Raw genomic sequence first — 25,387 nt, 5'->3', positions numbered from 1 at the left:
AATTTCATTAGTATTTCTATTTATCATGTTTACCATATTTTTATCTTTATTGTTAATATTATTATCACTAATAAAGTGATAAAGGAATGAAGACTTTACTGCTATTTTCACTGCTAGCATTTATACTCATACCATCTCTAACGTCTTTAGCATCAACTAACGTTATATACTTTAAATATCCTGGAAACGTTGTAATTCTTGACTGCTCTTCAAAGGTAGTTTTTATACCTAAATGTGCTGCGCATATTGTGGCTAATGTAAGTTATATAAGTAATGGGAGTTGTAAAATAATTTTAACTAGATTACCTGCAAACATATCTTTCATTTACCATCCTCAAGGTGTTATAAAATTTTCAGAACCTTTTGATTCTAAGATAATAATAGAGTTACCATGTTGTACTAAAATAGAATACATTAATACTCCTCCTATTTCCTTTAATATATCTAATGGAAAAATCTTTATAACATTTTATTCTGATAATATTACTATTTTGTATTATATAAATGTACAAAATAGGAATAATATTCTTTATAATCCGTTTCTTTATTTAGGCATAATAAGCACTGCCGGAAGTATTATAATAACATATAAAATTATGAAAGGAAGAAGTAAAATAGAAGTGCAGACTCAAGAAATTGATGAGAGAGATAAGAAAATAATTGAGGCGATTAAATCGGGAGCTGATAATTTAACTAAAATAGCAGAATTAAGTTCCTTACCAAGGACTACAGTATATAGAAGAGTAAAAAAGTTAGTTAGCCTTGGAATAGTAAATGAAATAAGAGAAAATGGAAAAGTTAGATATGAAATAAAAGGTGATAAAAATGAAAAAGGTAAGTAGTTTACTTGTAGTTATTCTACTTATATTTATTTCTCTATCAATATATTCAATAGATAAGGTTATTAACTCAATAACTGTTCAGAATTACAGTCAGAGGCCTACATATTACTCGTTCGTAGTTAATGGAACAGATTACCTATATGTTACCTTCCCTGTTGAGCATTGTGTTAAACTAGAGTTTAACAATTCGATAATAACTTATGCTTATGCCATCGTAATAATATATCCAGTAGGTATAAATATAGTATTAAGCAAAAATGTTATAACTTTAACTAGTCAAAATTCTACCGCGCATATAAGGCTTCATCCAGGGTTATATAAGGTAGTATATTTCATAACCGGTTGCTCCTCAAAACCTATTTCACAAAACTGTATTTCTAAGTATGTAAGTATAAAAATCTCCTAATAGCTGACAACTATTTCACAGTTCTGTATGAATTCACTAACTTTATTTTCATATACTTTTAGATCCTCCATATCAATTATCTCCATTATATATCCATCATAATGTAATTTTAATGACAAATCCCAAAATTCATCTATCCAATTTCCTAAAATATCAGAAAGTATTGGAATTGAATCCTTAAGCTCCTTCTGAATACCAAAATAATCCTTTAAAGCCTTAAAGCCTTCTGTTAAGCTCTTGTGTAAAAGTTCACTAACAATAACCGGGGAGTTAATTTCCTTAGCTTGTGACAAGTAAAATTTTGCGTTATCCAATCTAAGCTTTATTAATTCATTTTTATCAACCTTTCCTTGTAACGCGTCAACTGTTTCACTTGGAAAAAGATTTCTACCTATTTCAGAAATTGCTTCTACGACTTTCACGTTTATAATATTCTTAGTTTTTCCTATATAAGATGGGCTTTAGAATATTACTAACTATTCCAAGAATTACTCCGGAAATCAGTGAAACTATTCCTATAAGAGTATTAGGGTATTCATAGGGAATTAGATTAGAGTAAAGACCGTAGGCCATTAGTATCGTAGACGAGAGCCCTAATAAAACGCTAGGTAGATTTAGCTTGTAAAACTTCTTCACGAATAAAGGATAAACTGCTGAAACTATAGCGTGGGAAGAGAATAATGTAACTAAAGAAGCTTCAGTTGTGTATTGATAAACTAAACAATATTGTCCAGTAATTGAAGCTATTAAATTAAATGAAATAAAGAATATAGCAACAATGATAATTGATGTTAACATTTTCCTTGAAGTTAATGAATATGTTAACCTAGATAATGCCACATATGCTGCTATTGCGGATCCTAACAAGCTATTTATAGTAAATACAAAGAAAATTATGGAAAATGTACTTCCAAGATACTCTTGAGAAATATAAAATCCAGGATATTGTGTAACAGACAATAAGTTAGATATCCCAGAATTACTAAATCCTGCGGCGGCAGTTTCGAAATATGATGCAAATATTACTACAATTGAGGCTATAGAAAAGGCAGTTAAATAGGAAGAACCTACAGTTTTCCCTCTACCTTTAGCTTCATATCCCAAGAAGAAAGACGCTCCTCCACCGGCCAAGGTAAAGGCTACTGCTAGCGCTCCAGTCCAAAAGTTATATTGAGGGATATTATATTGAGGGAGTTTAATCCCTGTGATAGAAATTACTTTTATCCCTAAGACAGTTATTAAAAATACCTCTATAGTAGATGTTATCAATGCATAAAATAATGGAGGTTTAATTCCAGAGATTAAAAGTATTGTAAGGATTATAGGAATTGTAACCTCTATAACCGCTAATAAGGAAGGTGAAATATTAAATACTGATGGTAAAACTATTCCTGTCAAATATGTAGTTACTGAAGGTAAGTAAATTGCATAGCTTATCCAATAAAGCCATCCTGCTATTTTCCCTACTGTCTCAGTAGAAGCTGTTCTTGCAAAATCGTAAATTCCTCCAGTAGTCGCTACTATTTTTGAATAGTTATATCCTAACATTACCCAGAGTAAGTAAATTAATACTCCTAAAATTGCAGCATAAAACGTTGATGCTAAGGAAGATTGGAATGCAAATGTCAAGTAAGCTGAAACTGAACCTAGCGGAGCTATAGAACTTAAGGATTGCGCAATTACTAAATATTTAGGTATTGATTCCTTTTTTGGTTCAAGTCTTTTATCTATGTTCACAATGCTTAAGAGTTAACATGTTGATTTTAAACTTAATTTCAAAATATGTTTATCTTCTTTAGAAATTTCCAAGCCAAAACTGCTATTATTATTAATAACGCTGTAACTATTGCCAATGATATCATGTTAAAATAAATTAGTATTAACCCCATGTAATATGCTGCATAAATAGCATAAAATATTAACGTATCAGCGAAGCTTGGTTTTCTTAATAAATAATATGTTATGAAGGCTGTAGTTATTATAAATCCCCCTATTAAAGCCGGTATTAAAATTTCCATAAGTTATGATTAGATAATTTAATTAAAAAAGTTTTTACTTTTTGAGAATACAAGTTTAAATAAAGGAAATGAATAAAGATACCATAATGAAAAGCTTAGAATTTAGAATTCCATTAATAGGTTCTGCAATCTCGTTATTTATAGGAGGTCTTTTACTTATAGGAAAAGTCCCCAGTATTTTAACCTTAGGTACTATGATTATTGTAGTTATTTTAGTCTCATTAGCTTTCCTAATTACCAGATATAACAATCTAATACATGCCGGAGGAATACTTGGAATCTTAGCAATAATTTCTTCTGCTACTGCCCCAGCACATGAGGAGGCACTATTAAATTTTGGAAAATCGCTTTACATTACTACACTAGACCTTTTAATGGTTTTAGGTTTTTATGTTTTTCCTATTATATATATTTATTTTTGGGTTTTTACCATTATAAGAAGAAAAACAATAACTTAATATACCTAATGTAATATTTTAGCTTATGTATGTCATAGATCCCGCAGCTAGAGTAGCAGATTTAATAGGTTTATTATCAACATTACAAGGAACCTTCGGTGGAAAAACTGACTTATATATGTTAGAAAAGGAAATGGAAGTTGACCTAGACGATTTAATGCCGATTGTGTATACTGCAAGTTATTTAGGCTTCGTAACGGTAGGAGAAGGAGATATAATAATAACTGATAAAGGAATGGAATTTCTTAATGCTAATATTAGAAAACGTAAAGAAATTTTAAGAGAGAGTCTAGTTAAAGTTGAGCCTTTTATTACAGCAATCGAGTTAAAAACGTTTTCCCTAGAGTCATTGAAAGAAGCCTTAGAGAAAAAGGGAATTTTTGTTTATAACACGCCAGAAGGAGATTATGATCTTCAGATGACTTTAACAGAATGGGGAGTTTACTCTGGATTAATATCAAGATACGATGATAATATGTACAAGGTAAATTACGAAAAGGCGTAATTGTAGAATACTTATTACGATAAATCGTATTAGAACATAAGTTTATAAGATGAAGATAAAATATGAATTTATGGAAAAAGAAATAAAGGAACCTGTCAAACATTACACTAATGAGGCGGACACATTTAGAACTAAAGTCTTTGGAATACAAGACGGATTAATAGGAATAGGTAGCATTGCAATAGGTGCTGCAGGCTTTTCACAAGAGCCTCTCTTAGTAGTAATAACAGGATTAATAGCTACGATAGGCCAAGCATTCTCCATGGGAATAGGAGAATATATATCAACTAGAGTAAGGATGCAGGTAATACAAAACGAAATAAAGAAAGAGAAATATGAAATAGATAATTTTCCAGAGAAAGAAAGAGAAGAATTAATAGATTTCTACATTAAAAAAGGTCTAAGTAGAGAAGACTCAGAAAAAATAGCTGACATTTTCATGAAGGATAAAGAAACTGTATTAAGAGAAATGATGCTTAATGAACTAAAAATTACACCAGAAGAATTTGAGAGCCCAGTGAAATTGGGATTCCTTATGAGCCTTTACTTAATAATCGGAGGACTTTTACCACTGATACCATTTATAATTTCATTATTCGTAAGAATCCCATTTTATGCATCACTTTTGTCATCAATGGGTATAATGTTGGCTTCTTTAGGAATTTTCGGCAGTATGGCGACAAAATATACTGGATTAAGCAAACCTAGAGGCGCACTAGAACAAATAGGAACAGGATTAATAGCATTAATAGGAAGCTATGTTGCAGGATTATTACTAGCCCACTTTATTACAATACCTCCAGGATTAGGTTATTGACCGCCAGCTGTTAATAATTGAGCTAAATTTCTTGGAATTCTAGCAGGTTTATTTTCTTCTTTGAATAATTCTCTTCTTCTAGCCTCTAAAATAAGTGGTTCAGTATTTAAGAACTCTGCAGCAGTAATAACTTTGGCATTTACGCTTCTTGCTACTTCATAAACGTTTGATAATACTGCCTTATAATTTAAATCCCTTAAAACGTGATGATCGACTATCATTGTTTCAGCTCCTTCTTTTACTACCCTTTCAAGATTCTTTATTGAATTATCTAAATCCTCCTGCTTTAGTGCATAACCTAAAAGATAACTTAAAGGACCATCTATTATTATAACGTTAGGCTTTACTTTCAATGTAAACTCTAAGTGCTGATCTTTTGGCGCACCTTCTATATCTGAAGTTATTAATACTGTCTGATCACCGTCTTTTATTGCAACTTGAACAACATAACCTAATCTTTCATCTGCACCATGAGGAACTGCTTGAGAAAATATTATCTTTGTAGAGCCTATTTGTATTTCCTTTCCTTCAGCAGTTTCTATACTCTCTGGTAAACCGTGAATAGAATTAAGAAACCTTGGAGCCCTAACTCTTTTCTGACTCATATTTATATTCTCTTTTGGATCTTTAATGAAGACCTTCTTATTTTTATAAATATCCTTGGGAATTATGAAACCCGGATCGTGATGATCATAATGATAATGAGTTACTATAATTATATCTGCCTCTCTAGCTTTTTCAGTTATTACCTTAGCCAGCTCCGTAAGTCTGTCAACCTCTCTTTGATGTGGGGGTAAGCCATAACGTCTTGGAGCTAAAGATACTGCTGGATCTACTAATATTCTAACGTCCTTAGTTTCTATAAAAGTAGCTTGTGACCTTACTCCTAAGCTCTCAAATGCTAAAGGCTTGATTTCCATGAATTTATATTGTTTTTCTAACTAATATATACTTAACCTAATAAGAGTTAAATATTTCAATTTTTAACATAATATTGTGGTAAGATTATCGTACTATAAAGGATTACTACTTTCAGATTATTATGCCCCAGGTTTAAAGTGGAGTGATGAATTCAAAAAATATATAGGATTTGCATATAAATACAGGGATGTTCTAGAGTATTTTAAAAGAGAAGAAATTAAAATTGAAGATAATGTTTTGGACACTTTACCTTTTCCTATGATAGAGGATAAAATAACACTAAGAGATTACCAAGCTAAGGCATTATTTTTCTGGAATAGAGCAGGAAAAAGAGGGATAATTGTCTTACCTACTGGAGCAGGAAAGACTGCAGTTGGAATAAAAGCAATAACAAAAGTAAAAGCATCAACACTGATACTAGTTCCAACAATTGATTTGCTAGACCAATGGTATGAAAAAATAAAAGATGCATTAAATTACTCTCCAGGAAGAATAGGAGGAGGATATGACGAATTAAAAGCTATAACAGTAATTACATACGACTCGGCTTACACAAGAGTAGAAGAAATAGGAAACAAATTTGCTTTCGTAATATTTGATGAAGTGCACCATTTACCTTCAGAAGGATATTCTCAAGTAGCTCAAATGCTGGCTTCACCTTATAGATTAGGATTAACTGCAACTCCCGAAAGAGAAGACAGCAGACATAGATTATTACCAGACTTAGTGGGCCCTGTGGTTTTTAGACTAAGAGCTTCAGAACTTGCCGGAAAATATCTCGCAGAATTTGAGATAAAGAAAATTTACGTTTCACTAACTGATGACGAGAAAAAGAAATATGAAGAGTTAAGGAAAAAACTAAAGCAATTCTTATCTTCTAGAAACATGCAATTAGATAGCTTAGAGTCTTTTCATAAATTAGTAAAATTAGCTGGAAGAGATCCAGAGGCTAGAGAAGCGCTTTTAGCATGGCATACTGCTTTAAGAATTTCTGTCAATTCTAAAGCTAAAATTGAGAAATTAAGAGAATTACTGAATGAATACAACAATAAGGAAAATAAGATTATTATTTTCACTAGAGACGTTGAAATGGCTTATAATGTTTCCAGAGAATTTCTAATACCAGTAGTAACTTACAAGACACCAAAAGATGAAAGAAGTGAAATATTAAGGAAGTTTAAAGAAGGCAAATATAAGGTTATAGTAGCTTCTAGCGTATTTGATGAAGGAGTCGATATACCTGACGCTAATATTGGAATTGTTTTAGGAGGTTACGGAACTTCTAGGCAAATGTTACAGAGGTTAGGTAGGATACTGAGGAAAAAAGAAGGAGAAAAGAATAAGGCTTTACTTATTGAAATAATAACCAAAGGCACCTCTGATTATAACTTGAGCAAGAGGAGGCATCGTGCTACCGTCTGAATTAGCTAGATATAAAATTCAAGGAAATAAGGTTATACCTTTATTTGCTACTGAAGAAGACGAACCATTAGCTAGAAATATAATCGAAATGTTCAAGGAAGGTAGAAAACTAGGTGATATACTAGATGAAATAAAAATCTTAGAAAAAGCTTACGATACCCCTTGTAAAGTTAAATTGATTAGAGGTTTCTATAAAGAAATGTTAAGACTATGTACTCTCAGTGAAGATTCCCCTATAGATCCAAGAATTATTAGAAGAGAAGTATTTTCGTATGGACCTATAACATCTAGACAGGAAAGGGAGAAAATACTAAAGGAAGTTGGAGAGAAACTTAAGGTAGACGCAGAAAAGTACATGTTTTCTGACATGGAAGAAGAAAAGACGGTAAGTAGTGTAAACAGAGTTTCTCCAATTTCTCTCATAAAAATGTATAATTTATCTTTACTTCAAACTTTGCTTTTCAAGAGTTATAAGATGGCTGTACAAATAGAAGGTAATTGGAAGGAAATTATCAAAAGGATAAAATGGTTAGGTTTAATGTATTATGCTTATCCTAATCCTATAAGAATAGATATCATAGGCCCTGCAACGTTAGTCAAAATGACTGAAAAATACGGAAGGAATATGGCAGTAATACTACCTTACATTGTTTCATCAAAGTATTGGAAGATTAACGCTGAACTAGTACTTGGTAAGAAAATAAAAAGAACTTTTCTTTTAACCGTGGAAAAATTCGATTTAATTGATTCTAAAGTGAGAGAAGAAGATGAGAAAAGGTTTGATAGTAGCGTCGAAGAAAGGTTTTTTAATGATTTCCAAAAAGTAATAAAGGACTGGAAAATTTACAGAGAGCCAGAAGCCTTAGTAATTAATGGGAGATTGTTCATTCCAGATTTCTTAGTCGAAAAGAATTCATTTAAAATCTATGTGGAAATAGTAGGCTTCTGGACAAAAGAATATATTAGAGAAAAACTAGAAAAATTAAGAAATTTTAAAGAGGGAGAAATTTTAGTTCTTTTAAATCAAGAGCTAAGTAAAGAAGACTTCTCAGATTTTAACGTTATAAAATATAAGAATAGAGTAGACATCGGCCTAGTTTATAAATGGCTAAAGGAATATGAGAGGAAGAACGCAGAGAGTATTAACATAAGTTATAACCTTGAAGGAGACGTAATCTCTGTAAAGGATTTATCAAGGAAACTTAACGTGAGCGAGGAAATAATCAAGAAGAATATACATGATGACAAATACATACTTACTGGAAATTATTTTGTTAGAAAAGACTTTTTGGAAAAGCTTAAAGAAGAGAACTTTGAGAACAAAAAGCTTAGCGAATTAATAAAGATATATGGTGATTATATTACAGAGGTTTTAGAATATTTAGGATATAAATTTAAATGGCTAGGCATAACTGATGCTGTCGTTAAAAAATGAATGCTGTAATACTTGACCTTGACGGTACTTTAGTAACTACAGTAAAAGTTCATAGAATGGCTTGGGAATTGTCATTAAAAGATCTAGGAATAAAAATATCCGTAGACCTTGATAAATTGATGGGAAGAAAAACGGAGGAAATTGCTAAATTATTAGCTAAAGATAGATGGAAAGAATTATATGAGAGAAAAAACACGTATTTTGATAACCTAGTTAAAATTTACGCAAAACCAACTCCTTGTGCCATAGACCTTGTTAACAAACTGAAGAAAGAGAAAATTAAGACCGCAGTAGTTACTTCATCTTTAAGAAGATCTGCAATAGAGTCTTTGAAAATATTAAATTTTGAACCAGATATACTTATTGCAGGAGACGATGTCAAAAAAGGCAAGCCAGACCCTGAACCAGTATTAAAAGCTTTATCACTTCTAGGAGAAGATCCTAGAAACGTATTTGGTGTAGGAGATACTTTACAAGACGTTATAGCTTACTATAATTCTGGAATAAGAGAAATTTACTTAGTTAAAGGAGACTTAAAAATAGATTATGATGAGGCAATGAGAAAATATAATGCAAAAGTGATTGAAACTTTATGTTGCATAATAAATAATTAAGGTTTTGCTGCAATTCTTATTAACCAATATATTGACTTTATCACGCCTAGCGTATTATTAAGGTTTATTTGCGAGAAAGTCTTAGAGAACTCACCTTTAGTGTTCTTTAGTTGAAGGAATATATAATCTATATTTGAGAATATCTTATCTATCATTATTTGCACAAACTTTCTTACTAATTTATTCTTTATACCGCCAGTTAATATTGGTATTAAGTCCCTTGTGACTTTAAGATCGTAATGCCAGGAAATATAAAGTAAGTCCCAATAATTTTGTGGTAATGTTTCTGGCTTTGGATAAGGATTCTTACTTATATACGTTGTTGAAATTGGTATTACCGGTAACGGAAATATCCACGCGGTGAACTTATGATCTATAATACTCTGAACAAGGTTTATGCTATCTTCTACGTCCTTCTCGTCCTCCTCTGGATATCCTATTGTCATGGTATAACAAGGGTAAATATAATTATCATTCATTATAGCTGTAGCATCCAAGATTACATCCTTCCACTCCCTAGGAGTCCATGGAAAAGCCTTTGCAGTCATGTACTTTTCAAGAATTTTTAAACTTCCAGTTTCAAGCCCTACTACTGGAGCTGCAGCCCTATCTACATCATATCTAGCAATCTCAGCTATTGCCTTCACGGTCTTAGGGCTTTCTCTAACTGCAGGAGCAGAAATATGCGGAAACCATATTCCATCAACACCCATGTTCATCACCTCAGTGAACAGCTTAACTATTGCGTCATGGTTAGTCCTTAATTTTGAGGAACCATAAAGCATTACATCATCTGTTATAAATTCTACTCTTCTCCATCCTCCTTTTAGATTAACTTCTACTTCTTTCTTAATCTGATCTAAAGGAATAGAACGGAAAGTTTCTGGCGTTACAGAACAGAATTTACATCCTCTAGGACATCCTCTAGTTATCTGGACTTCTCCAAGCCTTGCAGGATTCTTTATGGTAGGAATTTCCTCGATTTTTGCGTTCCTACCTTTAACTATGGGTGGAACATCTTCACCGTCAATAATTTTCTTGGCTATAATAGGTAAATCAACTTCTGCCTCGCCTAGAAATACTACATCGACCCAGTCCGGTTTTCTTAAACTCAACTCCCAAGATCCGGGACCTCCAGCTATCACTTTAAAATTATATTTTTCTTTAAGTTTCGAAACTTTCTCGCCAAATTCAGAGAAGAATTGAGCAGTCCAAGTTGGTCCTCCACCAAAGATAAAGCTGAGCTTTGCACTAACTGGATTTAAACCAAAAGGATCATGAACTGTTATTCCAAGAATTTTAGCATCTTTAACATACTTCTCAATTTTCTCTGGAGGAATTACTGTTACATTAAAACCAGAATTAGACAAGATAGCCTCTACTTTTCTTAATGCATATGGAGCGTAAGCTGCATTATCTCCCTTTAATGGTACCTTAGGAGTAAAGAACTTATCCATGAAGAACCTTGGAACTAATCTAGATGGCATGCATGCGACATAGCCTAAAACGCTAGATCCCCCATAATCGGTGAAGGATCCCCTATCAGAAGATAGTATTATCTGATAGGTCATAAGAGTCATTTCGAGCTATCTAAAATAAATATTTCTTCAAAAAACTTCCAATTGAGATAAAGATCTTCGTTAAATTGAAAATAGGAGTAATGCCCAATATTATCATTGATTAAAGACTAAGAGTTTCCAAAATATTTTTCGCTTTTGATATTACCGTTGCGAAAACTACGTAAGTCATACTTATGGTAGTATCGTAACGTTTTTATATATTATATTCGCTCTTTATCTTGATGGCTACTAAAGTAAAGTTCAAGTATAAGGGAGAGGAGAAGGAAGTAGATATTTCGAAGATAAAGAAGGTTTGGAGAGTTGGCAAAATGATATCGTTCACCTACGACGACAACGGTAAGACTGGTAGGGGAGCAGTTAGCGAAAAAGACGCACCAAAAGAACTACTAGAGAAATTAGAGAAGAAATAAGGAAGCCCTTTTCCTCTTTTAATATAACTTCTTTTTTCTTGCCCATTATTAATATTTATATTCTTTAAAGAGAATAGATACTCATGGTAAAAGTTATAAAAAGAGATGGAAGCGAAGAAGAACTAATTTATGAGAAGATAGTAGTTAGTGTATTAAAAACTGGAGCTCCTATTGACATAGCAAGAAAAATAGCTTTCATGACAATAGGTAAGATATATATGGATAATAAAGAGAGTGTAACTGCAAAAGAGTTAACATCGTTAATACTTAATTACTTGAAGGCAGAAAATGAAACTTGGTATAGAAACTGGATAGCCTATGATAGGGTTGCAAAAAAGAGGGAAACAGAGAAGGAATTAAAATGATGAGCTTCCAGGCTTAGCGAGCAATGAGCAAATGGTTGCAAGAGCTGATTAAATGTCGTATGGACAAGAATAATCATTTTTATTCAATTTTTTTCTAGCTAAGCTACACAACGGGCAAATATTTATAACTTCTCCGTTAGTAGAGTTTACTAGCCTTCTAACTACAGAATTTACTAGATCCATAATTTCTTCATCAGCTTCAAGTTTCTTTTTAACATCTTCATTGCCCCTTTTGCCTTTTAAATAATAGTTTACTTCTGCAGGGCTTATGCCCATCAATGTAGATATTTGCAATTGGGATAATCCCTGCGCATAAAGTCGCTCAACTAAAATTGCTTTTATTACTGGAATTATATCTCTTACTGCAACCTCGCATGGAGCTATTACTTTTCTATTCAAGTTAATCTGCTATATTTTATCTTTAACAGTATTTAACGATTTCTACATTTTTTACCATACATTATTTCGTATCTCTTTCCAATTATTGTAAACTGAGTATACCAAAGACCTCGTCTGAAGAAAACCTTAAAGTGAAGCCTAATTTCTTACCAATTTTTATCATTGGAATATTATCAGGTAATGTATAAAATTTTACTTTAGACATTCCTAGCTTTTTAGCTTCCTCTATAATACTCTTTACAAGCATGGTTCCAATTCCTTTTCTTCTGTGTTCTGGCTTTACGACTAGGGAAAACTCACCGTCCTCATATAATGAAATTTCACCAACAATCTCGCTATCAATTACCGCTATCAAAGTAACTTTTGACGATTTCGTCAAATTTGCTACATCTTGTTCACTGAGCCTTTTAAAGGAGAAGAACCTCATATAAAGGTCGTCTGGTGAAAGAGAATTATAGAGGTTATAAATCTCCTCCACGTCAGAGAAGTTAGCTTTCCTTATTTGCAAAGCATTTATCATATTTATATTTTACAACTTATATTTAAAAAACTAACATACTATTTGATGAAGCTTTATAAAATCCGTCCTACCTTCTTCCAATGTAGGATCTCCACCAGTTATAACTATGTTATCGTTACACTTAACAAATTTTTTGGAAATTTCTTCCGCATATGTTATTATATCATTAAGTGTGATTAACGTCTTCTCAGTAAGAAAAGGATATACACCCCAACACATCTTTAATTTTCTAATTAATTCTTTATTGGGAGATAGTCCAATTATTGGTACTTTTGGCCTGAGCCTTGATATTCTTATAATCGAAGTTCCACTTCTACTATGCACTACTAAAAGCTTTGCCTTAGAAATTTCAGCCACATTTACTGATGCTACCGCAATTGCGTCATCTCCAGTAAGTGGAGGAGGTCTTACTGTTTTCACTCTTTTCTCTACAGCTAAAATTATATCGTGAAGAGTCTTTACGGCCTCTACTGGATAGTTGCCTGCCGCAGTTTCATCACTTAACATTATAGCGTCTACTCCTTCTGATACAGAATTAGAAATATCGATAACTTCAGCCCTAGTTGGAATAGGATTATTTACCATTGATTCTAACACTTGAGTGGCAAGAATTACTGGTTTTCCGTAAAGCTTTGAAAGCCTTATTATCTTTTTCTGAATAAAAGGGAGATTTTCTAAACCTATTTCTACTCCTAGATCTCCCCTAGCTACCATTACACCGTCTGCTGCTTTAATAATATCCTTGAGGTTTTCAACAGCATTTTTCTTTTCAATTTTAGCTATTATCCAAGCTCTATCTTTTGATATGCTTTTTACTTTCAATACATCGTCCTTGCTAAGGACAAAGGATAAACCGATAAAGTCGGCTCCTAAGTCTAAAGCTTCTTTAAGAAGTTGTAAATCGTTATCTGTAACTCCAGACGGAATTTTAATGTCTGGAATATTTATTCCCTTCCTAGAAGTTACAGTTCCGCCTTCAATAACGACTCCTTCTACTCTATCTTTTTCTACTTTTGTTACGTTAATTTTTATACTACCATCAGCAATTAATACATAAGAATTTTCTTTAACTCCAGAATAAAATAATGGGTCTTCAACTGGAATTCCCTCATAAGGAGAAAAAACAACCTTATCTCCAGGTTTTAAAACTATTTTTCCCTTTATATCTCCTACTCTAATTTTAGGTCCAGGAAGATCTACTAAAATTGAAGCTTCAGAATATTCCTTTATTTTCTCAAAATACTCTTTATGACTTTCTGTATCCCCATGTGCAAAGTTTATCCTAAAAATATCAACATACTGTGAAAGTTCTTTTACTTTATCTATACTTGAAGGACCTAATGTAGCAATAATCTTTGTTTTTCGCATTTATGAATAACTTGGTGATACTTGGTTAATATTTTCGCATGCTTCAGGAATGCCACTATCACAAGCTTTCTTCCTTAACTCTTGAGCCTTCTTAAGGTCATGAAGTTTTTCATAAGCTAAAGATAGCTTGTATAGAAATTCTCCATTATTTCCTACATCGTTCAGTACTTTATCTAATTGATCTTTCTTACCTCTGTTCACTATGGAATTAATTGCTATATCAACGAATTCACTATATCTCCCAACCTTAGCATAACATGAAATAACTCTTTTTACGTTACCGCAAACTGAAATATCAAAGATTTTACCTATTGAATCGAGCACTTCAACTAAGTATTCGCATTTTGCAGCATCTATTATATTACAAATAACCCAATTAGCTTGGGAAATATTATTTGATGAGACTGTTTTCTCAATTAATTCTATACCTTGTTTTACATAACCATCTATTATTCGTTCCTTGGCTTCAGTCAAGGATTTTATTAGCTCATAAGTATCGGTTACCATTGTGTATATATTGTAATCGAAGCTTAAATATGTTTTAGTTTCGATTTACAGTGAGTCTATTTAAAATTTAACATAGCGTGAAATGTAACCTAAATCTTTCAATCTACCTAGGACTAAATCTGTAGTATATTTACCCATTGCGGGAGCATAGCTCCAGCCTAATCTGCAGGCACCCGTGGCTACTGTAACATTACCACTTTTTCCTATTATAGGAAAACCGTCAGGAGAGCAAGGTCTGAAGCCCATATTCATTTCGTAAATATATGATATATCTACAATCCTAGAAGATTTATCAAGAACTAGTTGTGCCCTACTGGAATCATAAGAGCTGTCTGCGTCAAATCCGCCGGTTATTTTTATATAATCCTCAAAAGGTGAGATGGCTATTCCATCATCTACTAAGACTAAAGGCTTATTATATTTAGGAATTCCCTTAACTCTATAACCGTAACCTTTGAATGCTGTAACCGGTAGATTGCTAATAAATTTAGTAGTCCAAACACCTGATGCTAGGACTATTTCGTCAAAATCTTTCAACTCCCCTAAGTTTTGAATATCTTTATTTACAATTTTTACTCCTTTAAGTTCATTTCTCATCCTATCTATAAATTTCTCAGTAGAAATTCTTGAAAGCTCCGGGAAAAATATTGCGCCAGCAAATCCTTCAAAGTCCACTTTTTCAAACTTAGGATTAAAAGGACTCTTCTTCTCTTCCTCTAATCCTTTTTCCAGATCTTCTTCATTAAGATAAACTTCATATAATCCATCATCCTTATAATCAAAATCGTTCCTTTCTTCTGCCATTTCCTTATATGCCTTCAGTGAAAATTCTGCCATCTCCCTCATGGTTTTCCAAGCGTCCTCTGGAGGATTTTTATTTAGATTTCTGAGAAGTTCTTTTAACCAGAACTTATTAACGTTCCTTATATACGTAGCACCCCTAAGACTATATTTTAGCATTTTTATTATCATATTAGTAGAATTTATTTTATCAAATCTGTAAGGCTCTATTAATCCTGCGGCATGAATAGAATAACTGCCCAAGTCAGCTTTTTCAAAAATTGTAACTTCTACACCTTCTTTCTTTAAAAAATATGCAGTAAATAATCCAACTATTCCGCCACCTACTATAGCCACTTTCATTTCAATTCGCTCAATATTTTTACTGCCAATTTCTTAATATTACTTTCTTTAGTTGAAAGTTCCTCTAAATATTTTATTTGGTTTAATATGTTTTCTTTAGTTATAAAACCTTGTTTTATTAAGTCTAATGAATATTTCCAAGCATAAATCCTTACTGAAGGTTTCTTATGACTTAAAAATTCGTAATACCTATCTTTATCGGAAGGTTGAATAATACCTAACTCCACTAGTTTAGGAAAAAGTTTCCAAGCTTTCTTCCTAATTGTTGGATAATAACTCCTTAATAGCCTCCAGAAAGAATACCTAGAGGAAACTATTATCTCCTTTGGTACTAACTCGTATTTTAATAACTCTTCAACGTGTTCCCATGCGGATATCTTTATTTTATCAGAGTTTGCAACCAAAGTTTTTTCAATTCCTTCTATTGTAAGCATTTTATAAACTTCGAGGTGATTCCAGGCGTCATCTCTAACTCCTTGTAAAGGAAACCATAAGAGAGATCTAAAAAACCCTCTATTTTCTAGCAAATTTGAATAATATCCAGATTTAATGATATTTATTACTTCCTCCCAAGCTTTCTTCCTAATCTCTTGCTTTGGACTTTTAAGATCTTTAAGTTTCAATTTATCCACCAGATGCAGTAAGTACTATAGTTAGTTTGTCTCCATCTTTAATTTTCTCATCTTCTATAATAGGTATACCGTTTCTAAGAACTACTGTACCTTGTATTGTATAGCCTAAATGTTTTAGTAAATCTCTCACTCTGTAATAGTCTGGAACCTCGAGGGATTTAGTAACATTTTCTCTTGCCAAATTTACCTCAACTTTCATAAGTTTAAGCTATCTCTTAGTGTTTTTAAATTTTCCAAACAATACATTAGTTGGCTTATTTCATCCTTATTTTTTGTATGAAAAGATATTCCATCACCTATTATACAATTCTCTGGAGTGTCTAACCTATACTTACCGCAAATTTTAGTAAAAGAAAAAGTAAGATTTTTAATTTTATTTATTTCGTGATAAATTATTCCTTCTCCTGAGCTAGTCTTTATTTCGCCTTTATAACTTCCTTTAATAATTTGCAAAACAGAAATATATTTAGATAAAAAATTAAAATATGGAATATCTAAAATTCTAAATCTAACATTAAATATCTCTACATATTTATCTTCAAATTTAACTTCTAATTCTTTACATTGAGTCAATTCCATGGGTTCGTATTTAGGTAACCTTAACTCATTAGTGAGCGTATAAAATTCATCTATGACGCCAATAGTCTCCCCTTTAGCTCCTTGATATTTCATTAAATAACCAATGTATTCATCCTCACTTACTTTGCCTTCTAAAAGTTGTAAAGATTTATTATTTAGTTCTTCGTCTTTGATTTCCGTTTTAAATATAAAATAATTTCCATATCCAAAACTAGGAATATACTGTAATAAATATCCTTCAAGGAAGAAATATCTTATCCCTTTGTTAATTGCATAAATTAGTTTATCTAAAACGTTAGAAGAAATATCGCTTACCTTTAAAATTATTCCTTCAGAGTAAAAATAACGCCCTTTCTCGTTCTTAATAACTTGGAAATTCCCGTAATCATAAAGAGAATCATTACCATCTTTCAATCCTTGTCTACAGACTAACATCACATATACGCCAAAGCTCTATATTTTGCCATAATTAATCCCTTTTCATAGCAGTTAAGTACGGAATTTGCTACTTTATTCCACCTAAAGTTTTCCTCAACTCTTTTTACTGCATTTTCTCTGACTACAGACCATATATGGACATTATCTGTCTTGTAAATATAGCTCTTGTTAAGATAACTCCTATCGTCGTTTTCATCTGCCAAGGATAAATAAATAGCGGTTTTGATTGCAGTGGATAAGGATGATATACTCTCTGGTTCAACTAAAAATCCTGTTCCGTCCTTATTCCATCTTAAATCTAGGATTGATTCAGTCAGACCGCCCACAGAATAAGCTATTACTGGAGTTCCTACAGCCATTGCCTCAATAGCATTAATACCAAAAGGTTCCCATCTAGAAGGAACTACAAATACTGACGCCACGTAATGTGCTACTTTATAAATTTCTGGATTAATTCCATGAGAAATTAACAAGCGAACGTTGTCCCTAATTTCTGCAGACCTATCTATTATATCTTGTAATAAGCCGTAATCTCCAGTAGGAACACCAAAGACTATTAGTCTAGCGTTCCAAATCTCATTAACTACATCTTTGAACGCTCTAAGGAGCAAGTCGATTCCTTTTTGATAAATTATTCTACCAGTAAAGAGGACCAGTGGACCGTCTTGAAGCTCTTCGGTAGTCCAGTCATCTTTTATCCCTATCCTATGTCTATTATTCCATAACATGTTACCAGTAGTATAATCTTCTGGAATTGCCTTTTGCAAGGAAATTAACTTATATGCCGATTTCCTTGCAACTTTCCTATCCGCAGTACCAAAGTACTTTATAGAGAGTGCGGAAGCTTCCTCAAGCTTCCAATCAGTTCCATTATAAGTTACACAACTCTTGTTTTCCATAAAATTCCCTATATAAGGAAAAACGTCATAGTTTAGGTAACTTTTACTAACTGTAGCTATTATATCTGCCTCATAAGCGCCAAACCTTTCTATCTTACCTTCACAATAATCCCATAAAACGCTAGTTTTGTATGCTATATGCTTTGCTACCATCCAAATATAATGGTAATAATCTTCAAGACCTCCCCAATCTGGAGATGCGTAATGCCAAGGAGCGCCTATTTTATTTAGTAAGTGTATTGTATACATCAATGGTACGATAACCCTTCTTTGTTCAAACATTAATTTTGCCTTTACCCCAGCTAGCACTGAATGCCAGTCATTAACATGTATTATTGAAGGAACGTCTTCTAGGCTCATGTTCTGAATTAAACCTTCTATAGCTCTAGCTAATAGTGCAGATTTTTCCATAGCGTAATCGTAAATTCCCCAAGAATCCATTATTCTTCCAGTATCATAATCAAGGCCTTTAGCCAGCATTATTTTCATTCCGTCCAATTCGCCTATTTCAAATCCCAACTTGTAAGGATAATATACACCATTCATTCCTTTTCTAACGCCATAAATTGTTATTCCGGAATCCCTAAGTTTTAGTAAACTCCTATAGTAATCATTCATATGCCTTCCGTGGCTTGGCATTATGACAGTAACTTGTTTACCAAGTGATGCTAATTCCTTGCCTAGGTTATATACTGCAGTACCTAAACCACCCATGCTAGCTATTTTAGATAATTCAAAAGTAAGTAACCATATCTTTTCAATTTTATCTGGAATCCATAAAGACTCAATCCTTTTCATTTCCTAACCACTCCTTTAGGTATTTCAAATGATCTTTCAAACTCTCATCTCTTTTAATTATCTCCTCGAATTCCTTTTTATTCCACGCTACAGAACTTCTTTTACCATTTTTAACGAAGAAGAAAGGCTCATTATTTATACCAAGTTTATGAAGCTCTTCATTAAGAAAAGCATTTATTGCATAAAATTCATTTATAAATGCGTCAACAGGCGTAGAATAAGCGTTAAAGTAATTATGAACTTCTGCAGGACCTCCTCCACCCGTAAATAAGTAATAATAATTATCACTAGTAGTAAAGTACTTCCAGGCTTTCAAATAATCTCCTCCTAATTCCTTGGACGGCATTTCAGCTCTTCTTACTGCTTCATCATAAGCCCATTGCATTATATTACCTAACCAACTACTCTCATCCTTATTTATATCAGCCCAAGAGGAAGTTCCTTGTATGTCTATATCATAATAGGACTCGTTTATTAATTCTCTAGGTAGAGCAAACTTTACTCCCCTCTTATTAAGTTCTCTTGGTAACCATCTGAGAAAATCTAAAATTCCTGATTCTGGCCAATGATGTTCCCCAAAAGTTTCGTAATCAACAAATATTGTGACAACTTGACCAGGAGAGTCCTTAACCCAATTTGCAAATTTATCCGCAGTTAAAGGATATTGATCCCAATTCCTTAAGGAAAATCTGAACGCAATATCGTCGCTTAGCCTATAGTTTCTAAAAAGGATAGTAAGTCCTTTTCTTCTATATACAAAATTAGGGCTTTTACCATTCAGAGTACTCTCCTTACCTTCCATTATTATTCCTTTATATCCTATTTCTTCTACCATGTCTAATATTTGAGGATTAGTTAAAAGCTCAGTATTCTCGAAAACTTGAGGCTCCTGCTTAAAATATTCCTTTATTATCTCTTTCTGCTCTCTAACTTGCTCTTTCCACTCAGTCTTATCTTCCCATAAGGAAGTAATCGAATGATAATAAGTTTGCCCTAAAAATTCAACCTTTTTAGTAGATGAAAGAACTTGGAAAAGCTCCAATACATCTTTGCCCCATTTCTCAGCTTGTTCTATAAACGTACCAGAAAGTGAAAAGAAGAATTTTACTTCTCTACCTTCATCTTCTGCGTTCTCTATTTCTTCTAAGATTATTTTGGTAGCAGGAATGTAACATTTCCTCTTAACTCGGTTAAAGATTTCCTTATTTAATTCCATGTCAAAGAATCGCTCTAATACGTTACCTCTAAATCTAGGATTCCAGAATGCATCTTTTCTAATTCTAAAAGGTTGGTGAACTTCAAAGCCAAGTATTATTTTGTCTACCATAAATTCTTATATGGTACACATAATAAAAATTATATGGAATGGAAGATTGAAGATGTTAAAGTAATTATTCCAATAGGCGGCGAAGCAACAAGATTAAGACCTTTAACTATAGAAACTTCAAAGGCAACAGTAAGATTACTTAACAGACCTTTAATAGAATTTTCTCTCTACGAATTGGCAAAACAAGGTATAAAAGAATTCATATTTGGTGTTAGGGGTTACGTAAATTATAGATCTTTATTTGATACGTTCAAGGAGGGAATAGGTTTTTCGGCTAGATATAAAATAAAACCAAGAGTACACTTTAAATATCAGCCAAGAGTTGACAGTGTTGGAAACGCAGATAGTGTAAGGATTAATATGGAATACTATAGAATAAATGATATTACATTAATAATTCAAGGGGACAATATTTTTAGGTTAGATGTAAAGAAATTAATTAATTATCATTTAGAGAAAAAAGCTATGATGACAATTGTATTAAAGAAATGGAATAATGTAGAGGAATTTGGAGTAGCAGATGTAGATAAAGACCTTAGAATAAAGAGATTTGTAGAGAAGCCTAAAAAGGAGGAAGCACCGTCAAATCTAATTAACACTGGAATCTATGTTCTTTCACCTGATATTAAAAAAGTATTTGAAAGCGAAGACGTGATAAGAATGAGAGAAGAGGGTAAGATGGATTTCGGAAAGGATATTATACCTTACTTAATAGATCACGATTATCCAGTTTACGGATACATAACAGAAGATATCTGGTTTGACGTAGGTACTCCAGATAGATATTTAGATGCAATGCAAACTTTATTGGCAACGTTACCGGATAGTGAAATAGGAGGCAAAAGAATAGATGAAAATAAAAGAATCTTTGTCCAAGGGACTTCTCCAGATTCAATAAGGAGAAGGAATATAATAATTTCAAAATATAAGAAAGGAAAAATAAAAGTTGAGGGTAACGCTTTAATAGGTAGACATTGCCAGATAGGTAATGGTATCTATATAGAGAACTCAGTAATAGATAACTTTACTATAGTTAAGAATAATGTAAAAATTGTAAAAAGCTCAATAATGGATAGAGTTTATTTAGGAAATAACGTTGAGATACAGAATTCAATAATAGGTAGACATGTAGAAATCAAAGACGGAGTTAAAATAATAAATAGCGTAATAGCAGATGACGTTACTATAGGAGAAAACTCTGAAATAGTTAACTCTAGAATTTACCCCCACAGAGTTATAAACTCTGGGAGTAAACTTCATGATACAATACTAACGTGAGATAAATGAGATATGCGAGTATAGGCAATGGAAGATTATTAGTAAATCTGGACGAGTTTGGTAGAATAGTAGATTTCTATTTTCCTTATATTGGAATGGAAAATCAGACCGCCGGTACCCCAATTAGGTATTCCTTTTGGGTTGACAATAAAGTAATCCTTGATACTGACTTAATTACATCGTTAAGTTATTTAGATGATAGTAATATAATACAAATTGAGTCAAAAAAGGATTGGCTAAGTGTTTCGTCCTTTGCATTCATTGACCCAGATTCTCCAACATACTATTTAATAATGAAAATTCTAAATAATAGCGGAGAAAATAAAAGAATAAAAATATTTTTCACTCATGATTTTAATATTTATTCAAACCCTTTTGGAGACACTGCGTTCTTTGACCCATATACTTCCTCAATAATACACTATAAATCTAAGAGATATATTGGAATAAAATTACTTTCCGCTGGATCATTTGACGTTGAATATAATACAACAAAAGGAAATCCCTTAGACGACATTTATGACGGAAAATTAGATCAAAATCCCATAGCCCACGGAAATGTACAATCGTCTATAGGTATGGAAATAAAAGTTAATTCTTCATCTTCTTCTAAAATATATTATGTAATAACTGCGGATAGAAACCTAGATGACTTAAGGAAAAAACTTACACGATTAAACACTGCAGAGATAGAATCCAATTTCGTTACAACTTACATGTTTTGGAAGAGCTGGGTTAATAAAGGTAGTAAAGAAAGAAATTCCTTAAATAAATTATACAATGTAAGTCTCTTTGTAATTAAGAATCACATGGATATTAATGGTTCTTTCATCGCATCTTCAGATTTCTCATTCGTAAATCTTTATGGAGATTCTTATCAATATTGCTGGCCTAGAGACTGTGCATATGCTGCTTACGCTTTAGATATCGCAGGCTATGGGGAATTAGCTGTTAGACATTTTAATTTCATAAAAGATTTAGTTAGCCCAGAAGGTTTTCTTTACCATAAATACAACCCGAATAAAACATTAGCCAGTTCTTGGCATCCTTGGATATATAGAGGAAAAGGAATTTACCCAATTCAAGAAGATGAAACTGCATTAGAAATTTGGGCAATAGGAAGTCATTATGAAAGATATAAAGATTTAGACGAATTAAGTGAAATTTATAAAAAATTCGTAAAGCCTGGACTTCAGTTTATTATGGACTTCATGGAAGACGGTTTACCTAAGTACTCCTTTGATTTGTGGGAAGAGAGATACGGAATACATATCTATACTGTAGCTACAGTATATGGGGCACTAACTAAGGGATCTATATTAGCTGAAGGAATGGGAGATGAAACATTAGCAGAGGACTCCATAGAAGTGGCAAAAACACTAAAAGATGAAGTTAAAAAACGCATGGTTTATAATGGTAGGTTTATTAGAAGAATAGATGAGAACGGGAATAAGGATCTAACTATAGACGCAAGTATGTATGCCCCATACTTCTTCGGTATGTTCGATCCGGCTGATGAGATTGTACGGAATACCATGGAGTTAATAGCACAAAAATTGAATGTAAGCGATGGAATAATAAGATACGAAAACGATTATTATCAACGTAGAAAGCAACTACCAAATCCTTGGATAATAACTACTTTATGGCTAGCAGAATATTATATAGATATTGGTAAAATATCAGAGGCAGAAAAATTAATAAACTGGGTAATCAATAGGGCAACAAAATCAGGACTTTTACCAGAGCAGGTAGATCCAGAAACTTTCGAGTCAGTATCAGTAATTCCTCTAGTATGGTCTCATGCTGAGTATATAATTGCTTTAAATAAATATGAAAGCATAAAGAAAAAAGAGTATGATAAGCCCTGAGGAATGCGAAGATAGAGAATGGATAATACCCACTGGCACTGGAGGCTATTCTTCATCAACTATTTGTGGAATTAACTCTAGAACTTATCACGGATATTTAATAGTTCCTAAAAATCCTCCTCACTTCAGACATCTGGTTCTTTCAAAATTTGAAGATTTTTACATTCAAAACGGGATTGAATACCCTATTTCCACAAACAGGTATAATTTCCAAGTATACTATCCAGAAGGGTATAAATTTCTTAATAGATTCATATTAGGCTCAAACTTTGTAGTTTGGGAGTATAACTTTGAAAATTCTTTAGTTAGGAAAACTCTTGTTGTGAATAAAGGAACTAATTCGGTTACAATAACTTATGAGAGCGATAAAGGATTATTTAAGATCTGTCCTTTAATAACATATAGAAGCCACCACGTAGCGTTAAAGGAAAGACCAGGATTCTTTGACTTTCAAACACAAGGAAACACAATTGTCATCACCCTAAATGATAATAAAATTCTAAATTTTAAAATAGAAGGAGAATTTAATATAGAAAATACAGGTTACTGGTATTATAACTTCTTTTATAAACTAGATTATGAAAGAGGATCCAATTACCTTGAGGATCTGTATAATCCATTCTGTATAATTACTAAAAATAACGAAATCACCATAACGGCTTATGTAGATAGCTTCGTAAAATCCACAAAAATTCATTTAAGAAAAGACGTACTTCAAATGTTATCCTCCGCAGGAAGAGATTTTGTAGTTAAAGGAAAAGACGGCTGGGCAATAATAGCTGGTTACCATTGGTTCGACGAGTGGGGAAGAGATTCCTTCATCTCAATGGAAGGCTTAGTTTTACTTAACGGCGAATACAGCATAGCTAAGGATATAATATCTAGGTATTTAGAATATGAAGAAAAGGGCTTCTTACCTAACGGTTTCCTACATAACGGAGAACCAATTTATAAAGGAGTAGACGTTTCACTATGGGCAATATATGCTATTTATAAATACTATTTATACTCTCGAGATTTAGATTTCATAAGAAAGATATTTCCAAAACTAATAGAAATTGTAGATTGGTATTGGAAAGGTAACGGAATAGTGGAAACGATTAACGGCTTACTCTTTCATACGGGCTCGCCTAGAACCTGGATGGATGCAGAATTCGACACAACAGTAGTTACGCCTAGAGAAGGTGCAGCCGTAGAAATTAACGCTTTATGGTATAATGCACTAAAAATTATGAATTTTCTATCTAAAGAATTAAAAATGAATACGGATGAATTTGAGATAAAAGCAGAAAAAGTTAAGGCTCAATTTATAGAAAAATTTGTATCTCCTTGGGGATTATATGATTATTTAAATCCAGATTTAACTCCAGACACCTCTATAAGACCAAATCAGTTATTCGCATTTTCACTACCATTTAATGTAGTAGATGAAAACATAGGAAAAAGAATAGTAAATACAGTAGAGAAAGAACTCTTAAGGCCTTACGGCTTAAGTACGTTATCTAAGAGTGACAAAAAATACATTCCATTCTATAGAGGAGATAGAAGAAGTAGAGATCTTGCTTATCATAATGGACCAATATGGCCATGGCTAATAGGCTCATATATAGATGCAAAGATAAAATTAGAAAGAGGAAATATAATAGGAATCAAGAAGTTAATAAATTATTTACAGCCATTAATTAACGTTGCTATGGAAAATAATGGATATATCCCTGAACTCTTTGAAGATATACCGCCGTATAAATGGGGTGGATGCATAGCCCAAGCATGGAGTGTAGCGGAAGTATTTAGGTCATTAAATAATATAATCTCATCTTAAGTGAAAAATGCAG

General features: G+C 32.5%; 28 protein-coding genes. 13 read left to right on the top strand and 15 right to left on the bottom strand.

What is annotated here, in order from left to right; translation table 11 throughout:
* Positions 1-86: 86 nt before the first annotated feature.
* On the top strand, positions 87-842 hold the full coding sequence (locus D1867_RS09160) for a helix-turn-helix transcriptional regulator (RefSeq protein ID WP_155863862.1): 756 nt from the start codon (positions 87-89) through the stop codon (positions 840-842).
* Positions 826-1,248, top strand: coding sequence for a hypothetical protein (locus D1867_RS09155; RefSeq protein WP_155863861.1), 423 nt, complete (start codon positions 826-828; stop codon positions 1,246-1,248). Before D1867_RS09160 ends, D1867_RS09155 begins: the two co-directional genes overlap by 17 nt.
* Here D1867_RS09155 and D1867_RS09150 read toward each other — a convergent pair.
* Genes D1867_RS09150 through D1867_RS09140 form a run of 3 tightly spaced genes read right to left on the bottom strand, consistent with a single transcriptional unit; the run spans position 1,245 to position 3,266 of the window.
* A complete protein-coding gene (locus tag D1867_RS09150) occupies positions 1,245-1,670 on the bottom strand; it encodes a hypothetical protein (RefSeq protein ID WP_205737148.1) in 426 nt (141 codons plus the stop codon). The genes D1867_RS09155 and D1867_RS09150 overlap by 4 nt on opposite strands.
* A 13-nt stretch (positions 1,671-1,683) precedes the next feature.
* Positions 1,684-2,985, bottom strand: coding sequence for an APC family permease (locus D1867_RS09145; RefSeq protein ID WP_338078023.1), 1,302 nt, complete (start codon positions 2,983-2,985; stop codon positions 1,684-1,686).
* A 38-nt stretch (positions 2,986-3,023) separates the two neighbouring features.
* A complete protein-coding gene (locus D1867_RS09140; protein ID WP_155863860.1) occupies positions 3,024-3,266 on the bottom strand; it encodes a hypothetical protein in 243 nt (80 codons plus the stop codon).
* Positions 3,267-3,352: 86 nt separating this feature from the next.
* Here D1867_RS09140 and D1867_RS09135 point away from each other — a divergent pair, with 86 nt between their 5' ends.
* The 3 genes from D1867_RS09135 (at position 3,353) to D1867_RS09125 (ending at position 5,046) form a co-directional block, all read left to right on the top strand.
* A complete protein-coding gene (locus D1867_RS09135) occupies positions 3,353-3,724 on the top strand; it encodes a hypothetical protein (RefSeq protein WP_155863859.1) in 372 nt (123 codons plus the stop codon).
* 25 nt (positions 3,725-3,749) lie between these two features.
* Entirely contained in the window at positions 3,750-4,229 is a 480-nt protein-coding gene (locus tag D1867_RS09130) for an AAA-associated domain-containing protein (protein ID WP_013777039.1), read from the top strand.
* A gap of 70 nt (positions 4,230-4,299) precedes the next feature.
* The gene (locus D1867_RS09125) at positions 4,300-5,046 is read left to right on the top strand and encodes a VIT1/CCC1 transporter family protein (RefSeq protein WP_155863858.1); all 747 of its coding nucleotides are present in this window, start codon (positions 4,300-4,302) and stop codon (positions 5,044-5,046) included.
* Here D1867_RS09125 and D1867_RS09120 read toward each other — a convergent pair.
* Entirely contained in the window at positions 5,040-5,966 is a 927-nt protein-coding gene (locus D1867_RS09120; protein ID WP_155863857.1) for an MBL fold metallo-hydrolase, read from the bottom strand. The genes D1867_RS09125 and D1867_RS09120 overlap by 7 nt on opposite strands.
* A 76-nt stretch (positions 5,967-6,042) precedes the next feature.
* Here D1867_RS09120 and D1867_RS09115 point away from each other — a divergent pair, with 76 nt between their 5' ends.
* From D1867_RS09115 to D1867_RS09105, 3 genes are read left to right on the top strand one after another with little or no spacing between them, the layout of a single operon-like run.
* On the top strand, positions 6,043-7,389 hold the full coding sequence (locus tag D1867_RS09115) for a DEAD/DEAH box helicase (protein ID WP_338078022.1): 1,347 nt from the start codon (positions 6,043-6,045) through the stop codon (positions 7,387-7,389).
* Positions 7,376-8,824, top strand: a complete 1,449-nt coding sequence (gene bax1 / locus D1867_RS09110) for an endonuclease Bax1 (RefSeq protein ID WP_338078021.1) — start codon at positions 7,376-7,378, stop codon at positions 8,822-8,824. The genes D1867_RS09115 and bax1 overlap by 14 nt, the downstream gene beginning before the upstream one ends.
* Positions 8,821-9,438 carry an HAD family hydrolase gene (locus D1867_RS09105; RefSeq protein ID WP_155863856.1) on the top strand — a complete coding sequence of 206 codons (618 nt, stop codon included), beginning with the start codon at positions 8,821-8,823 and terminating at the stop codon, positions 9,436-9,438. Before bax1 ends, D1867_RS09105 begins: the two co-directional genes overlap by 4 nt.
* On the opposite strand, the gene D1867_RS09100 is transcribed toward D1867_RS09105, so the two are convergent.
* Positions 9,435-11,009 (bottom strand): B12-binding domain-containing radical SAM protein, encoded by a 1,575-nt coding sequence (locus tag D1867_RS09100; RefSeq protein WP_155863855.1) that lies wholly within the window; start codon positions 11,007-11,009, stop codon positions 9,435-9,437. The genes D1867_RS09105 and D1867_RS09100 overlap by 4 nt on opposite strands.
* 230 nt (positions 11,010-11,239) lie before the next feature.
* On the opposite strand from D1867_RS09100, the gene sul7d reads away from it, so the two are divergent.
* Both sul7d and D1867_RS09090 read left to right on the top strand, forming a co-directional pair.
* Entirely contained in the window at positions 11,240-11,428 is a 189-nt protein-coding gene (gene sul7d / locus D1867_RS09095; RefSeq protein ID WP_152941918.1) for a Sul7d family chromatin protein, read from the top strand.
* An 83-nt stretch (positions 11,429-11,511) separates the two neighbouring features.
* Entirely contained in the window at positions 11,512-11,793 is a 282-nt protein-coding gene (locus D1867_RS09090) for an ATP cone domain-containing protein (RefSeq protein WP_152941916.1), read from the top strand.
* Positions 11,794-11,841: 48 nt separating this feature from the next.
* On the opposite strand, the gene D1867_RS09085 is transcribed toward D1867_RS09090, so the two are convergent.
* The 10 genes from D1867_RS09085 to D1867_RS09040 all read right to left on the bottom strand — a co-directional run bounded on the left by D1867_RS09085 (position 11,842) and on the right by D1867_RS09040 (position 20,403).
* Positions 11,842-12,192, bottom strand: coding sequence for a transcriptional regulator (locus D1867_RS09085; protein ID WP_155863854.1), 351 nt, complete (start codon positions 12,190-12,192; stop codon positions 11,842-11,844).
* A gap of 82 nt (positions 12,193-12,274) precedes the next feature.
* Positions 12,275-12,712, bottom strand: coding sequence for a GNAT family N-acetyltransferase (locus D1867_RS09080; protein WP_155863853.1), 438 nt, complete (start codon positions 12,710-12,712; stop codon positions 12,275-12,277).
* Between the two features lie 30 nt (positions 12,713-12,742).
* Positions 12,743-14,080 (bottom strand): pyruvate kinase, encoded by a 1,338-nt coding sequence (gene pyk / locus D1867_RS09075; RefSeq protein WP_155863852.1) that lies wholly within the window; start codon positions 14,078-14,080, stop codon positions 12,743-12,745.
* Positions 14,081-14,587, bottom strand: coding sequence for a DUF1955 domain-containing protein (locus D1867_RS09070; RefSeq protein WP_155863851.1), 507 nt, complete (start codon positions 14,585-14,587; stop codon positions 14,081-14,083).
* Between the two features lie 60 nt (positions 14,588-14,647).
* On the bottom strand, positions 14,648-15,730 hold the full coding sequence (locus D1867_RS09065; RefSeq protein ID WP_155863850.1) for an FAD-dependent oxidoreductase: 1,083 nt from the start codon (positions 15,728-15,730) through the stop codon (positions 14,648-14,650).
* Complete coding sequence (locus tag D1867_RS09060; RefSeq protein WP_338078020.1) at positions 15,727-16,362, bottom strand: hypothetical protein; 636 nt, start codon at positions 16,360-16,362, stop codon at positions 15,727-15,729. The genes D1867_RS09065 and D1867_RS09060 overlap by 4 nt, the downstream gene beginning before the upstream one ends.
* Entirely contained in the window at positions 16,355-16,561 is a 207-nt protein-coding gene (locus D1867_RS09055; RefSeq protein ID WP_155863848.1) for a MoaD/ThiS family protein, read from the bottom strand. The genes D1867_RS09060 and D1867_RS09055 overlap by 8 nt, the downstream gene beginning before the upstream one ends.
* Positions 16,558-17,376: a hypothetical protein gene (locus D1867_RS09050; protein ID WP_155863847.1), complete on the bottom strand. Its 819-nt coding sequence runs from the start codon at positions 17,374-17,376 to the stop codon at positions 16,558-16,560. Before D1867_RS09050 ends, D1867_RS09055 begins: the two co-directional genes overlap by 4 nt.
* A complete protein-coding gene (locus D1867_RS09045; RefSeq protein WP_155863846.1) occupies positions 17,376-19,076 on the bottom strand; it encodes a glycosyltransferase in 1,701 nt (566 codons plus the stop codon). Before D1867_RS09045 ends, D1867_RS09050 begins: the two co-directional genes overlap by 1 nt.
* A complete protein-coding gene (locus D1867_RS09040) occupies positions 19,063-20,403 on the bottom strand; it encodes a glycoside hydrolase family 57 protein (protein ID WP_155863845.1) in 1,341 nt (446 codons plus the stop codon). The genes D1867_RS09045 and D1867_RS09040 overlap by 14 nt, the downstream gene beginning before the upstream one ends.
* A 33-nt stretch (positions 20,404-20,436) precedes the next feature.
* Between D1867_RS09040 and D1867_RS09035 the strand changes: the two genes are divergently transcribed.
* Genes D1867_RS09035 through D1867_RS09025 form a run of 3 tightly spaced genes read left to right on the top strand, consistent with a single transcriptional unit; the run spans position 20,437 to position 25,374 of the window.
* Positions 20,437-21,681 carry a nucleotidyltransferase family protein gene (locus D1867_RS09035; protein WP_155863844.1) on the top strand — a complete coding sequence of 415 codons (1,245 nt, stop codon included), beginning with the start codon at positions 20,437-20,439 and terminating at the stop codon, positions 21,679-21,681.
* Positions 21,682-21,686: 5 nt separating this feature from the next.
* Entirely contained in the window at positions 21,687-23,552 is a 1,866-nt protein-coding gene (locus D1867_RS09030; RefSeq protein ID WP_155863843.1) for a glycoside hydrolase family 15 protein, read from the top strand.
* Positions 23,539-25,374: an amylo-alpha-1,6-glucosidase gene (locus tag D1867_RS09025; protein WP_155863842.1), complete on the top strand. Its 1,836-nt coding sequence runs from the start codon at positions 23,539-23,541 to the stop codon at positions 25,372-25,374. The genes D1867_RS09030 and D1867_RS09025 overlap by 14 nt, the downstream gene beginning before the upstream one ends.
* Positions 25,375-25,387: the final 13 nt, after the last annotated feature.

The organism is Acidianus infernus (genome assembly GCF_009729545.1).
Lineage (GTDB): Archaea > Thermoproteota > Thermoprotei_A > Sulfolobales > Sulfolobaceae > Acidianus > Acidianus infernus.
The sequence above is the reverse complement of the archived record's forward strand: the minus strand, read 5'-3'. Positions and strand labels throughout refer to the sequence as shown.